The sequence below is a fragment of the Geobacillus thermopakistaniensis genome (assembly GCF_000498995.1).
Classification (GTDB): domain Bacteria; phylum Bacillota; class Bacilli; order Bacillales; family Anoxybacillaceae; genus Geobacillus; species Geobacillus thermoleovorans.
In genome coordinates, this window is sequence record NZ_AYSF01000028.1 from 30913 (window position 1) to 44529 (window position 13617).

General features: G+C 53.7%; 13 protein-coding genes. 7 read left to right on the top strand and 6 right to left on the bottom strand.

What is annotated here, in order from left to right:
• Window positions 1-78: 78 nt before the first annotated feature.
• Window positions 79-633 carry a GNAT family N-acetyltransferase gene (locus T260_RS135510; protein WP_011232356.1) on the top strand — a complete coding sequence of 185 codons (555 nt, stop codon included), beginning with the start codon at window positions 79-81 and terminating at the stop codon, window positions 631-633.
• 105 nt (window positions 634-738) lie between these two features.
• On the top strand, window positions 739-930 hold the full coding sequence (locus T260_RS135505) for a hypothetical protein (protein ID WP_011232355.1): 192 nt from the start codon (window positions 739-741) through the stop codon (window positions 928-930).
• Window positions 931-1267: 337 nt separating this feature from the next.
• On the opposite strand, the gene T260_RS135500 is transcribed toward T260_RS135505, so the two are convergent.
• Window positions 1268-1894 carry a LysE family translocator gene (locus T260_RS135500; protein ID WP_011232354.1) on the bottom strand — a complete coding sequence of 209 codons (627 nt, stop codon included), beginning with the start codon at window positions 1892-1894 and terminating at the stop codon, window positions 1268-1270.
• A gap of 130 nt (window positions 1895-2024) precedes the next feature.
• Window positions 2025-2975 (bottom strand): cation diffusion facilitator family transporter, encoded by a 951-nt coding sequence (locus tag T260_RS135495; RefSeq protein WP_011232353.1) that lies wholly within the window; start codon window positions 2973-2975, stop codon window positions 2025-2027.
• Between the two features lie 206 nt (window positions 2976-3181).
• On the opposite strand from T260_RS135495, the gene glgB reads away from it, so the two are divergent.
• Genes glgB through T260_RS135470 form a run of 5 tightly spaced genes read left to right on the top strand, consistent with a single transcriptional unit; the run spans window position 3182 to window position 11131 of the window.
• Complete coding sequence (gene glgB, locus T260_RS135490; RefSeq protein WP_047819394.1) at window positions 3182-5194, top strand: 1,4-alpha-glucan branching enzyme; 2013 nt, start codon at window positions 3182-3184, stop codon at window positions 5192-5194.
• Window positions 5076-6245, top strand: a complete 1170-nt coding sequence (locus tag T260_RS135485; protein WP_025038910.1) for a glucose-1-phosphate adenylyltransferase — start codon at window positions 5076-5078, stop codon at window positions 6243-6245. The genes glgB and T260_RS135485 overlap by 119 nt, the downstream gene beginning before the upstream one ends.
• On the top strand, window positions 6242-7276 hold the full coding sequence (locus T260_RS135480; RefSeq protein ID WP_023633415.1) for a GlgC family sugar phosphate nucleotidyltransferase: 1035 nt from the start codon (window positions 6242-6244) through the stop codon (window positions 7274-7276). The genes T260_RS135485 and T260_RS135480 overlap by 4 nt, the downstream gene beginning before the upstream one ends.
• Window positions 7273-8730: a glycogen synthase GlgA gene (glgA, locus tag T260_RS135475; protein ID WP_023633416.1), complete on the top strand. Its 1458-nt coding sequence runs from the start codon at window positions 7273-7275 to the stop codon at window positions 8728-8730. Before T260_RS135480 ends, glgA begins: the two co-directional genes overlap by 4 nt.
• Complete coding sequence (locus T260_RS135470) at window positions 8717-11131, top strand: glycogen/starch/alpha-glucan phosphorylase (protein WP_023633417.1); 2415 nt, start codon at window positions 8717-8719, stop codon at window positions 11129-11131. Before glgA ends, T260_RS135470 begins: the two co-directional genes overlap by 14 nt.
• A gap of 114 nt (window positions 11132-11245) precedes the next feature.
• On the opposite strand, the gene T260_RS1000000139905 is transcribed toward T260_RS135470, so the two are convergent.
• The 4 genes from T260_RS1000000139905 to T260_RS135465 all read right to left on the bottom strand — a co-directional run bounded on the left by T260_RS1000000139905 (window position 11246) and on the right by T260_RS135465 (window position 13516).
• A complete protein-coding gene (locus T260_RS1000000139905) occupies window positions 11246-11389 on the bottom strand; it encodes a hypothetical protein (protein ID WP_021322715.1) in 144 nt (47 codons plus the stop codon).
• Window positions 11390-11488: 99 nt separating this feature from the next.
• Window positions 11489-11662, bottom strand: coding sequence for a hypothetical protein (locus tag T260_RS1000000139780; RefSeq protein WP_160164936.1), 174 nt, complete (start codon window positions 11660-11662; stop codon window positions 11489-11491).
• Window positions 11640-12500 carry a yteA family sporulation protein gene (locus T260_RS0119585; RefSeq protein ID WP_236620404.1) on the bottom strand — a complete coding sequence of 287 codons (861 nt, stop codon included), beginning with the start codon at window positions 12498-12500 and terminating at the stop codon, window positions 11640-11642. The genes T260_RS1000000139780 and T260_RS0119585 overlap by 23 nt, the downstream gene beginning before the upstream one ends.
• An 86-nt stretch (window positions 12501-12586) precedes the next feature.
• Window positions 12587-13516 carry a 1,4-dihydroxy-2-naphthoate polyprenyltransferase gene (locus T260_RS135465; protein WP_011232349.1) on the bottom strand — a complete coding sequence of 310 codons (930 nt, stop codon included), beginning with the start codon at window positions 13514-13516 and terminating at the stop codon, window positions 12587-12589.
• Window positions 13517-13617: the final 101 nt, after the last annotated feature.

Sequence of the window (13617 nt, forward strand, 5' to 3'; positions counted from 1 at the left end):
TACTCTTTGTTTTTCTGGTCGTCAAGCAGATTTTTTATTCACAAGTGAGCAACCAGAACAATGCAAGGAGGGATCGTTATGGGAAACATCCAGCCAAGGCGGTTGGTGACGGCAAGCGGCCAACCGATTGTTATACGGACGGCATGGCCCGAGGATGCCGAGCGTGTCGTTGCGTTTGTGAAGGCGGTGGCGGCGGAAGCGCCGTATTTGCTGACGACGGAAGCGGAAGTGGTGACGACGAGCGAGCGGCAAAAACAATGGCTGCAACAAATCATGGATGATCCCGGAAAGCTGGCGATTGTCGCCGAGCAGGAAGGGGACATCATCGGGTTTTTGGATTTTCATAACGGTAATAAGCAGCGGACGAAGCACCAAGGGTCTTTCGGCATGAGCGTGAAAAAAGACTTTCGAGATCAGGGGATCGGCACGGCGTTGCTTGCAGCGCTCCTTGATTGGGCAAAAGAAAATCCTTTGATTGAAAAAGTTTGCCTCGAAGTCGTCGCTGACAACACGAACGCGATTCGATTGTATCAAAAGTTTGGATTTGTGGAAGAAGGCGTGAAGAAAAAAGCTGCAAAAATCGATGACGGGACGTATTGGGATTTGATTTTGATGGCCCGCTTTGTTAAGTAGGTTCGGCGGATGAGTGCGGGGAGATCGCTCGATGAGCATTTCCTTCCTTTCTATTGCGCCGGTTTGCACTTCGGTGCGGCGGCCGGCGTGACAAGGAGGGAGAACGTGAGCGACAAGGGAATGAGGTTGTTGCCGCTTGGCGTCAGGCTCATGAAGCCGCAGCGGGAACAATACAAACGGATGGCGGCCTGCGAGAGAAAGACCGCCATGTTGGTTTTGGTTGAAATGCCCAATCTTTTGTCATTTGGTCCCGATGTGCTGTTATTTCTGCCGTTGCTTCTCCTAGAAGACTTGTGATTTAAGGGGAAATGTTGCTCCCCAACAGCGTTTCTCAAATTGAAAAACCTTGCAACACCATAACTTTATCCCTTTCGACTTCTCGCAAATCGAGCGAATCCGTTGTTTTTCACCGGTCTTCTAGAAGGCCGGTGAATTAGTGAAAAGTCGCGAAAAACGGACTCTTCTCAAATTGAGAAGTCCTGTAAAATCAACGCCTCTCTTTCACCCAAAAGCAACGGATTCGGCGAAATCGGTCGTTTTTCACCAGTTCTCTAGGAGGCGCGGCGCTTTTTTGAGTAAAAGAGGTGTTGGGGGCTGCTCGCAGAAAGGAGCGGCCGCTCCTGGCCGCGCGCCGCTACGAACGCTCGCTGAAGGCGATTTGAATGCCGATTAGGGCGAACAGGGCGCCTTTTAGCCGATTGATCCGCTTGGCGATTCGTTTGTTCGACAGCAACAGATGGCGCAGTTTTTCCGCGCCGATGCTCACAAGGGTGAAGACGGCGAGCGCTTGAGCGAGAAAGACGGCGCCAAGAAGCAACATCTGTTGCGGCACGCGGCCCTCTGACGGATCAACGAACTGAGGCAAGAGCGCCAAAAAGAAGAGCGACACTTTCGGGTTGAGCACGTTCATGACAATGCCTTTTTTGTACAGCGAGGCGTATGCCATTGGCTTCTGCCGCCCAAAGGCGAGACTGCTGTCTTTTTCGCGGAACGCCTGCCATGCCAAGTACAGCAAATACGCGGCGCCGGCGTACTTGACGATGGCAAACGCCAAGGCGGATTGGTAAATGACAGCCGAGACGCCAAGCGTGGCTGCACTGATGTGGACAAGCAGTCCGGTGCACAGCCCGAGCGCGGTGGCGATGCCCGCCTGTTTGCCTTGGGACAGGCTTTGGGCGATGACGAACAAAATGTCTGGCCCCGGCGCTAACGTAAGCAAAACGGCGACGCCGAAAAACGAGAAGATCGTTCCGATTCCCATGAGGCATCCCTTCCTTCGGCATGATGACTCTATATGTTCGCCGCGGATCGTATTGATTCCTTTTTGTTTGAAAGGGAAAATGGACAAACGAAAAAGCCGCCCATGCCATTAGAAGTAGAGGCGGCATTTCCTATTCATGGAAAGCTTTTTTCTCCAAAAACGCCCGGCCATAGCGGCCATGGTCATGGAGCATGGCGTGCTCCACCTGGATGGTGGCGTGCTCGATTCCGTATTTTTCCTTCAACATTTCATTCACCGCCAAGATGACGCATAGCGGCTGGATGCGTTCGTTGACAAACACATGAGCCGACAGCGAGTAATGGTCGGTCGAGATGGCCCATAAGTGCATGTCGTGCACGTCTTCGACCCCTTCGATCTTTCGAATATCGGCGCGGATTTGTTCGAGGTCGAACCCATCTGGCACGGCTTCCATTAAGATGAGATACGATTCGCGCATAATTTTCGCCCCGCCTGTGAAAATGATGGCGGCGATCACTAAGCTGATGATCGGGTCGAACACCGTCCAGCCGGTGAAGTAAATGAGCAGCGCGGAAACGATGACGCCGATCGAGCTAATCAAGTCGCCGATGAAATGCCAAAGGGCGCTCTGAACGTTCAAGTTGTCTTCCTCTTTCGTGCTCCGGCTTAAGACGATGGTCAACGTCAAGTTGACGACGAGGCCGATCGCTGCGATCCCGAGCATGAGGCGAAAGTTGATCGGTTCAGGATGGAGAAAACGCTGAATGCCTTCCCATAAAATCCACAGCGCAATGACGGCCAACGTCAGCCCATTCAAAAACGATGTGATGATTTCAAACCGCAAAAAGCCGAACGTAAACCGACGGTTCGGCGGGCGCGTCGCCATGTAGAGGGCGACCATGCTTAAGCCAAGCGCCAGTACATCGGATGCCATATGGGCCGAATCGGACAAGAGGGCGAGTGAGTTGGAAATCAGTCCGCCAATGATTTCGACGGCGGTGAAAAACATGGTCAACAAAAGCGTCACCCAGAGCGCTTTTTTCGATTCATTTTGCGTTTTGACGTGCGGGAGATGGTGAAAATCGTACAGTGTTGGAGCCATAATGCACCTCCATTATTTATAATAATTATCAACTTGTATATATTATAATATAAAAATCCGCCTGTGTGCAAATGAAATTTCGACAGCCAGAAACAGCGGTTGTTGGAATTTGTCTAAAAATATAGACGAAGCATTCAAGGAATAAAGCCTTCTGTTGGCGAATAGGAATCAATGCTGTGTATGGCCATCATTTTGCTTCGGAAAGGATGCGATCCAGCTTGATTGCGGCGAATCCGACAGATTTAGAAGTGTATTTGTTTCATGAAGGCCGTTTGTATCAAAGTTATGAGCTGTTCGGCGCTCATGTCATCCGCGGCGGCGGAGCGGTCGGCACTCGCTTTTGCGTGTGGGCGCCCCATGCGCGGGAAGTCCGTCTTGTCGGCAGTTTCAACGATTGGAATGGGACGAATTCCCCCCTGACGAAGGTGAACGACGAAGGGGTATGGACGATCGTTGTTCCAGAAAACTTGGAAGGGCATCTCTATAAATATGAGATCATCACACCGGATGGCCGTGTTCTGTTGAAAGCCGACCCGTACGCCTTTTACTCCGAATTGCGCCCTCATACCGCCTCGATTGTCTACGATTTGAAAGGATACGAGTGGAATGATTCACCTTGGCAGCGGAAGAAACGGCGAAAGCGGATTTATGACCAACCGATGGTCATTTATGAACTTCATTTCGGTTCGTGGAAAAAGAAACCGGACGGCCGCTTTTATACGTACCGTGAGATGGCCGACGAACTCATTCCGTACGTGCTGGAGCGCGGATTTACGCACATTGAGCTGCTTCCGCTTGTCGAGCATCCGCTCGATCGTTCGTGGGGATATCAAGGGACCGGCTATTATTCGGTGACAAGCCGCTATGGCACGCCGCACGATTTCATGTATTTCGTCGACCGCTGCCATCAAGCGGGGCTTGGCGTCATCATCGACTGGGTGCCGGGGCATTTTTGCAAGGACGCCCACGGGCTGTACATGTTTGACGGCGCGCCGACGTATGAATACGCGAATGAAAAAGACCGAGAAAATTACGTCTGGGGGACGGCGAATTTTGACTTGGGCAAGCCGGAAGTGCGCAGTTTTCTGATCTCCAATGCGTTGTTTTGGCTGGAGTATTACCATGTGGACGGGTTTCGCGTCGATGCGGTCGCCAATATGCTTTATTGGCCGAACAACGACCGGCTCTATGAAAATCCGTATGCGGTCGAGTTTTTGCGCCAGTTGAATGAGGCGGTGTTTGCCTATGACCCGAACGTCTGGATGATCGCTGAAGATTCGACCGACTGGCCTCGGGTGACCGCGCCGACGTACGATGGCGGCCTTGGGTTTAACTACAAGTGGAACATGGGCTGGATGAACGACATGCTGAAGTATATGGAAACGCCGCCGCATGAGCGGAAATACGCCCATAACCAAGTCAGTTTTTCCCTCCTTTATGCGTATTCGGAAAATTTCATTTTGCCATTTTCCCATGATGAAGTTGTGCATGGCAAAAAATCGCTGCTCAATAAAATGCCTGGGTCGTACGAAGAGAAGTTCGCCCAGCTGCGCCTATTGTATGGGTACATGATGGCCCACCCTGGGAAAAAGCTGCTGTTTATGGGCAGTGAGTTTGCCCAGTTTGATGAATGGAAGTTTGCCGAGGAGCTGGACTGGGTGCTGTTCGATTTTGAATTGCACCGGAAAATGGACGAATATGTGAAGCAGCTGATCGCCTGCTATAAACGGTATAAGCCGTTTTACGAGCTTGATCATGATCCGAGAGGGTTTGAATGGATTGACGTTCATAATGCCGAGCAAAGCATTTTTTCATTCATCCGCCGGGGGAAAAAAGAAGGTGATGTGCTGGTCATTGTTTGTAATTTCACAAATCAGGCGTATGACGATTACAAAGTCGGCGTGCCGCTTTTGGCGCCGTACCGCGAAGTGCTTAACAGCGATGCAGCGGAGTTTGGCGGTTCGGGACATGTCAACGGGAAGCGGCTTCCCGCTTTCAGTGAGCCGTTTCATGGAAAACCGTACCATGTGCGCATGACGATTCCGCCGTTTGGCATTTCCATTTTGCGGCCAGTGCAAAAACGAGGGGAGAGAAAGCAGAATGAAGAAGAAGTGCATCGCCATGTTATTGGCCGGCGGGCAAGGAAGCCGGCTTCGCTCGCTGACGAAAAACATCGCGAAACCAGCCGTGCCGTTTGGGGGGAAGTACCGGATCATTGATTTTACGTTGAGCAATTGCACGAACTCGGGCATTGACACAGTCGGGGTGTTGACCCAATATCAGCCGCTTCTTTTGCACTCGTACATCGGCATCGGAAGCGCATGGGATTTAGATCGAAGAAACGGGGGCGTCACCGTCCTTCCCCCTTACTCCGCCTCTTCCGGCGTCAAATGGTACGAAGGCACAGCGAACGCCATTTATCAAAATATGAATTATATTGAACAATACGACCCGGATTACGTTCTCGTGCTGTCTGGCGATCATATTTACAAGATGGATTACCAGCAGATGCTCGACTACCATATCGCCAAACAGGCGGATGCAACGATTTCCGTTATTGAAGTGCCGTGGGAAGAGGCGAGCCGATTCGGCATTATGAACACGAATGAAAACATGGAAATTGTCGAATTTGCCGAAAAGCCGGCCAATCCGAAAAGCAATTTGGCATCGATGGGCATTTACATTTTCAATTGGCCGTTATTGAGGGAGTATTTGCAAATCGACAACGCCGATCCGCATTCGTCGCACGACTTCGGCAAAGATGTGATTCCGCGGCTGCTTCGGGAGAACAAGCGGCTCGTGGCCTATCCGTTCAAAGGCTATTGGAAAGATGTCGGCACCGTCAAAAGCTTGTGGGAAGCCAACATGGATTTGCTCGATGAACACAATGAACTTGACTTGTTTGATCGCTCGTGGCGCATTTATTCGGTCAACCCGAACCAGCCGCCGCAATACATCGCTCCCGAGGCGGAAGTGAGCGATTCTCTCATCAATGAGGGATGCGTCGTGGAAGGAACGGTGGAGCGCTCGGTGCTGTTTCAAGGCGTCTGCATCGGCAAGGGAGCGGTTGTGAAAGAATCCGTCATTATGCCAGGGGCAACAGTTGGTGAAGGAGCGTATGTCGAGCGAGCGATCGTCACTCCGGAGATCGTCATCCCGCCGCATTCGACTGTGAGCCCGGGCGATGCTGATGATGACGTCGTGCTCGTAACGACCGAGTGGATCAAGCAACGGAATAAGGACACCGCAAGGAAGGATGGAGCACAATGAACAACAACATGATGTTGGGCGTCATCGACGCGACCACGTATATGGAGGCAATGGCGCCGCTTGTCGAGCAACGCTCAATCGCAGCGGTGCCGTTTGCCGGGCGGTATCGGCTCATTGATTTCGTGCTTTCAAGCATGGTCAACTCCGGCATTGAAAGCGTCGCGATTTTTCCGAAATACCAATATCGGTCGCTGATGGACCATTTAGGATCAGGGAAGAATTGGGATTTAAACCGAAAGCGGGACGGATTGTTTTTCTTCCCATCGCCGGACTTGTTGTTTTCCGGTGAGCGCCGGGTCGGGGCGTTTGCCCATTTTGAGCAGCATATCGACTATTTTTTGCGGAGTCGGCAAAAGTATGCGGTCATCGTCAATAGCTACACGGTGTGCAACATCGACTTTGACGCCGTCCTCGAGCGCCATATCGAACGCGGCTGCGATGTGACGCGAATTTGCCATCGCGGCGAGCCGCTGGAGATGTACGTGTTGGAGACGTCTCTTCTGCTTGATTTCATTGCCAATTATAAAAACCGCGGCTATCGAAGCATCGTCGATGTCGTCTGCGATAACTGTCATTCGCTGTCCATTTGCGACTATGAATACAGCGGGTATGCGGCCGTCATCGATTCGCTCGCCCGCTATTTCCGCGCGAGCATGGAGCTTCTTGACCGCAGTGTTTGGGAGCAGCTTTTTCTTCCATCGCGGCCGATTTATACGAAAGTGAAAGACGAGCCGCCGACGAAATACCGGCGGGAAGGGAATGTGAAGCGCTCGATGATCGCCAACGGCTGCGTCATTGAAGGAACGGTGGAAAACAGCATCTTGTTTCGTTCCGTGAAAATCGGCAAAGGAGCCGTTGTGAAGAACAGCATCATTATGCAAAAATGCCAAATCGGCGATGGTTGTGTGCTTGATGGCGTCATCGTCGACAAAGACGCGAAAATCGAACCGGGGGTCGTTTTGCAAGGGACAGCGGAGCGGCCGTTTGTCGTTCGCAAAGGAACGGTGCAAGGGGAGGTCGTGAATCGATGAACGTGCTGTTTGCCGTATCAGAATGCGCCCCGTTTGTCAAATCGGGAGGATTGGCTGACGTCGCCGGCGCGCTGCCGAAAGAGCTGCGCCGGCTCGGCGTGGACGTCCGTGTTATGATGCCAAAGTATGAAACGATTGCTCTAAAGTGGAAAGAACGAATGGGCAAAGTGGCGGAGCTCGTCGTGCCGGTCGGGTGGCGCCGCCAGTATTGCGGCGTTGAGAAGCTCGAGCATGACGGGGTCGTCTATTACTTGATCGACAACGAATACTATTTCAAACGGCCGCAGCTGTACGGCCATGGTGACGACGGCGAGCGGTTCGCCTATTTTTGCCGGGCGGTGCTGGACGCGCTTCCGGCGATTTCGTTTCAGCCCGACATCATTCATTGCCATGACTGGCACACCGGCATGATTCCGTTTTTCTTGCGCGAGCAATACCGTCATGATCCGTTTTATGCGGATATCCGCACTATCTTTACGATTCACAACTTGCAGTTTCAAGGGCTGTTTCCGCGCGGGATTTTAGAGGATTTGTTGAATTTGGACGGACGGTATTTCACCGTCGACCATCTCGAGTTTTACGGAAGCGTCAGCTTTATGAAAGGGGCTCTTGTCGCCTCCGATTTGATTACGACGGTCAGCCCGACGTACAAAGAAGAGATTCAGACCGCCTATTACGGCGAGCGGCTTGACGGGCTGTTGCGGGCGCGGCGGGATGATTTGCTTGGCATTTTAAACGGCATTGACGACGAGTTTTACAACCCGGAAACCGATCCGTTTTTAGCGGCGACCTATAGCGTACATACGCGGGAAAGAAAAAAACTCAACAAGCGCGCTTTGCAGCGGCGGTTTGGTCTGCCAGAGCGGGATGATGCACCCGTTGTCGCAATGGTGACGCGAATGACGGCGCAAAAAGGGCTCGATTTAGTCACGTGCGTCTTTCATGATTTGATGCAGGAAGAGATGCAGCTTGTTGTGCTTGGAACGGGGGATTGGCGGTTTGAACAGTTTTTCTCGCAAATGGCGGCGGCCTATCCGGACAAAGTCGGGGTGTACATCGGCTTTCACGAACCGCTCGCCCATCAAATTTATGCGGGCGCGGACTTGTTTTTAATGCCGTCGTTGTTTGAACCGTGCGGGCTGAGCCAAATGATCGCGCTTCGGTATGGGACGATTCCGATCGTTCGGGAAACGGGCGGGCTGAACGATACGGTGCAATCGTACAATGAATTCACAGGAGAAGGGAACGGGTTCAGCTTTACGAACTTTAACGCCCACGACATGTTGTACACGATCCGCCGGGCGCTGTCGTTTTACCGCCAGCCGTCTGTCTGGGAGCGGCTCATGGAGCGGGCGATGCGCGGCGATTACAGCTGGCGCCGGTCGGCGAGGGAGTATCGAAAAGCGTACGAACAGCTGAACAAAAAGGGGGAAGACGCGCTTGTTCGCGGATAAAGAAACGTTTCAACGGGCGTTTGTGACGCGGGTCGAGGCGTTGTGCGGCAAACCGTTTGCGGAGTCGACGGCGCGCGATCATTATCATGTCCTTGGCCATATGGTGCGCGAACATATCAGCCGCCATTGGATCGCGACGAACGAGCGCTGCCGGGCGGAGCGGCGGAAGCAGGTGTACTATTTGTCGATCGAGTTTTTGCTCGGCCGTTTGCTCGGAAGCAACTTGTTAAACCTCGGTGTCCGCCCGATGGTCGAAGAGGGGCTTCGCGAGCTCGGCATCCGCCTCGAAGACGTCGAGGAGAGCGAGGCGGACGCTGGGCTTGGCAATGGCGGGCTCGGGCGGCTCGCCGCCTGTTTTCTTGACTCGCTCGCCACATTGAATTTGCCGGGCCACGGCCACGGCATTCGCTATAAACACGGGCTGTTTGATCAAAAAATCGTTGACGGCTATCAAGTCGAGCTGCCGGAGCAATGGCTGCGAAACGGGAACGTTTGGGAAATCCGGAAAGAAGAGCTGGCGGTCGAAGTTCGCTTCTGGGGAAGGGTCGAGGTGTCGGAACAAAACGGCCGTCTTGTGTTCCGCCATGTCGACAGCGAAAACGTGATGGCTGTGCCGTACGATATGCCGGTCATCGGCTTCGGGACGAACACGGTCAACACGCTCAGGCTTTGGAGCGCCGAGCCGGCGAAAACGTTCCCGCTTCATAAAGATGTGATGAAGTACAAACGGGAGACGGAAGCCATTTCGGAGTTTTTGTACCCGGACGATACGCACGATGAAGGCAAACTGCTGCGGTTAAAGCAGCAGTATTTTCTCGCCGCCGCCAGCCTCGGCAGCATCACTCGCGCCCATCGCCGCCAGCACGGGAGCTTGCGCCGCCTCCATGAATATGTCGCCATTCATATCAACGACACGCACCCCGCGCTTGCGATTCCGGAGTTGATGCGCATTTTGCTCGATGAGGAAGGGATGAGCTGGGAAGAGGCTTGGCACATTACGACCCATACGATCGCGTACACGAATCATACGACGCTGGCGGAAGCGCTGGAGAAATGGCCGATTCGTCTGTTTCAGCCGCTGTTGCCGCGCATTTATATGATCGTCGAGGAAATCAACGAACGGTTTTGCCGCGAGCTGTGGGAACGTTATCCCGGCGATTGGAGGCGGATTGAACAAATGGCCATCGTCGCCCACGGGATGGTGAAAATGGCGCACTTGGCCGTTGTTGCGAGCCATAGCGTCAACGGTGTGGCGAAACTGCATACGGACATATTGAAACAGCGGGAAATGCGCTTGTTTTACGAATGGGCGCCGCACAAGTTCAACAACAAAACGAACGGGGTGACGCATCGTCGCTGGCTGTTAAAGGCGAACCCGGAGCTGTCGGCGTTGATTACGGAAACGATTGGTCCGCGCTGGATCCGCGAGCCGGAAGCATTGATTGAGCTGAAGTCTTATGCTTCCGATCCGGCGTTTCAGCAGGCGTTGGCTGCGGTCAAACAGCAGCGGAAGGCGAGGCTCGCCGCCCGCATTTACGAAAAAACCGGGATTCGCGTGGACGAATCGTCCATTTTTGACGTGCAAGTGAAGCGGCTGCACGCTTATAAACGGCAGTTGTTAAACGTTTTGCACATTATGCATTTATACAATCGGCTGAAAGAAGACCCGTATGTTTCGATCCACCCGCGCACGTTCATTTTCGGAGCGAAAGCGTCGCCAGGCTATTACTACGCCAAGCGGATCATCAAGCTCATCCATTCGGTGGCGGATCAGGTGAACAACGATAAACGGACGAACGAGCAACTGAAGGTCATTTTTTTGGAAAATTACCGCGTATCGCTCGCGGAAGAAATCATTCCGGCCGCCGATGTGAGCGAGCAAATCTCAACAGCCAGCAAAGAAGCGTCCGGGACGGGCAACATGAAGTTTATGATGAACGGCGCCGTTACGCTTGGCACGCTGGATGGAGCGAACGTCGAAATCGCGGAAGCCGTCGGGGAGGACAACATGTTTTTGTTCGGACTGACGGCCGATGAAGTGCTCCGCTACTACGAACACGGAGGCTATCGGGCGCATGAGTATTACCATCATGACAAACGGATCAAGCAAGTTGTCGACCAGCTCATCAACGGCTTTTTCCCTGATGTCGGCGACTACTTTGAGCCGATTTACGACTCGCTGCTGGCGCAAAACGACGAATATTTTGTGCTGCGCGACTTTGCCGCCTACGCCGAGGCGCACGAGCGGGTTGAGGCCGCTTACCGCGATCCGGCGCGCTGGTGGCGGATGAGCGCCGTCAACATCGCCCATTCCGGCCGTTTCGCCAGCGATCGGACCGTAGCGGAATACGCCGCCGAAATTTGGGGTCTTTTGCCGTCGGGGGAACGTTTCTCAACTTAGGAAAGGACATTTTTGGGCTGCTTTTTCATTCAATCATCGTCCTTTTAGGGAATTTCGAGGGGGAAGGCAGAAAAGCAAAAGGGCGTTCCGTTTGGCCGGAGCGCCCTTTCTCGCTTAGTCGTCGCCGTCGAGCCAGTCGCCGATGCCGCCGAGGATGCTGCCTTCGCCGACCGACCGTCCGCCGGCGCTCGGGGCGGCAATTTCGACAAACTGCATGTCATCGCCGTACAGCCGGTAATCGATCTCATGTGCGTTCATCATTTCGCCTCCATTCGGATCATATGACGTTCTGCTCTGTACTACGGAAAACGGCATCGGCCCGTTTCACAAAAAAGACCATCTTGCCGATGGCCTTTTTCATGGAGTTGTTTCCCCAAAATGCTGCTGGGACGGTCTTTCATCGTACCGGCGGTAGCTGTCTGTCGATGTATACGGGTCTTTTTCATACGCCGGCAAATCGCCGATGTTCGACATGATGCCTTCGTCATCCAATATGTTTTCCAGCAGCTCATGCTCCCGCGTCGGGTACACACGTACGTGTCTGCCATGCAAATCGACGGCCGCGAAATTTTCCAAGTCTTCGACATAGCCGACGTTCTCTTCCGACTCGGCATACACTTCGCTGTAGGAATCGACGTTTNTTTTCATACGCCGGCAAATCGCCGATGTTCGACATGATGCCTTCGTCATCCAATATGTTTTCCAGCAGCTCATGCTCCCGCGTCGGGTACACACGTACGTGTCTGCCATGCAAATCGACGGCCGCGAAATTTTCCAAGTCTTCGACATAGCCGACGTTCTCTTCCGACTCGGCATACACTTCGCTGTAGGAATCGACGTTTTTGCCAAGGTCCGAAGGGGTGTCGGATGTGCCGTAGCGGGCTGCTTCCTGCCATGCATCTTCCGCGTCGTAAGCGACCGATTCCGCGCGGTCATCGAAATCGAATTTGCCAAACGGCGGCATAAGCACGCCCTCTTCAAGCGGCCGCTTTTGCGACACCGTTTGATCCGGGCTGTGCTCGCGGCAGTAGAGTGTTGTCGGCAGCGCCTCGAGCCGTTCGTATGGGATCGGCCGGCCGCATACGCGGCACGTTCCGTATGTGCCGTCGGCGATGGCGCCAAGCGCCCGTTCAATCTCGCGAACTTCGCGCTCGGCATGCTCCTTTAGGGCGAGATCTTTTTCCCGCTCATACAGCTCTGTCGCCTCATCGGCCGGATGGTTGTCGTAGCTCGCCAGCTCACCGACCGCATCGTGGGCGTGGCTGCGGATCATGCCGAAATGGTCGTTTTGCTTCAGCCGGTCTTCCGTCTCCCGTTTCATGTCGAGCAGTCTTGAGCGGAGGGCGGCAAGCTGTTCGTTCGTCAGCATCAGTCGCAATCCCTTCCTTCGCAGTAGCGTCTATATGGTGTAGTATGGGCGAAAATCAAAAAAAAAACACGGTCATGTTGACCGTGTTACAGCCAATGGGCAATGAGCAAGCCAGCGGCGAGCAAAAAGCCGAACTGTGTATTCGTTTGCGCCGTCGCCTTCATGGCCGGCATCATCTCGATCGGCTTGATTTTGCCGATAAATCCGCGCGTCGCGGCGATTGCTTTTGGAATGCTCAATAAAGCGAGCAGCGCCCAAAACGGCACGATCTGAAACACCGCAAGCGCGGCCGTCCAAAGAAAGGCAACGGCGAACATGGCAGCGAGCAGGCGGATGGCCCAATCGCGGCCAATCAAAATGGCGAGCGTCTTTCGCCCTTTTTCACGGTCGCCGTCCAAGTCGCGAATATTGTTCGCCAGCAAAATGGCGCCGACCAAAATCGCGATCGGAATGGCGGTGAGCACGGCGCCGCCGCTGATATAGCCCGTTTGGATGAAAAATGAAATCAAAATGATGACAAAGCCCATAAAAAACCCAGCCGCCAGTTCGCCAAACGGCGTATAGGCGATCGGAACCGGCCCTCCGGTGTAAAAATAACCGGCCGCCATGCAAATCGTTCCGACAACGGCGAGCCACCAACTGCTTTCGGCGCAAATGTAGATGCCGATGAGCATAGCCAACCCAAGACAGCCAAACGCCAACGCCAGCACCGTTTTCGGCTTGAGGCCGTCGCGGACGATGGCGCCGCCGATGCCGACCGACTCCGGTGAATCGAGGCCGCGTTGATAATCGTAGTATTCGTTGAACATGTTCGTCGCCGCCTGAATCAACAAAGAGGCGATCATCATCGCGGCAAACAGCAGCCAATCGATCGATGTTTCGCCAAGCGCCAGCACCGTGCCGACGCATACGGGCACAAATGCCGCCGTCAGCGTATGCGGGCGCGTCAGCCGCCAAAAGACGCGCCAGTCGCGGCGCGCCGGCGGGCGATGGTCCATATGTGTGAATGATTGCATATTCATTCCCCTTAGATTCTGTGAAAATGTCATTCGTTTATGTCCAAAATAAGTGTAGGCAAACGTTGAAAGCATGTCAACCCTTCCCGATAGATAAATGA

What these genes read in the sequence shown, in the direction of transcription:
- T260_RS135465 (WP_011232349.1), bottom strand. Translation starts at nt 13,516, where the DNA reads ATGCAATCATTCACACATATGGACCATCGCCCGCCGGCGCGCCGCGAC.
- glgA (WP_023633416.1), top strand. Translation starts at nt 7,273, where the DNA reads ATGAACGTGCTGTTTGCCGTATCAGAATGCGCCCCGTTTGTCAAATCG.
- glgB (WP_047819394.1), top strand. Translation starts at nt 3,182, where the DNA reads ATGCGATCCAGCTTGATTGCGGCGAATCCGACAGATTTAGAAGTGTAT.
- T260_RS135500 (WP_011232354.1), bottom strand. Translation starts at nt 1,894, where the DNA reads ATGGGAATCGGAACGATCTTCTCGTTTTTCGGCGTCGCCGTTTTGCTT.
- T260_RS135480 (WP_023633415.1), top strand. Translation starts at nt 6,242, where the DNA reads ATGAACAACAACATGATGTTGGGCGTCATCGACGCGACCACGTATATG.
- T260_RS1000000139905 (WP_021322715.1), bottom strand. Translation starts at nt 11,389, where the DNA reads ATGAACGCACATGAGATCGATTACCGGCTGTACGGCGATGACATGCAG.
- T260_RS135485 (WP_025038910.1), top strand. Translation starts at nt 5,076, where the DNA reads ATGAAGAAGAAGTGCATCGCCATGTTATTGGCCGGCGGGCAAGGAAGC.
- T260_RS135495 (WP_011232353.1), bottom strand. Translation starts at nt 2,975, where the DNA reads ATGGCTCCAACACTGTACGATTTTCACCATCTCCCGCACGTCAAAACG.
- T260_RS135510 (WP_011232356.1), top strand. Translation starts at nt 79, where the DNA reads ATGGGAAACATCCAGCCAAGGCGGTTGGTGACGGCAAGCGGCCAACCG.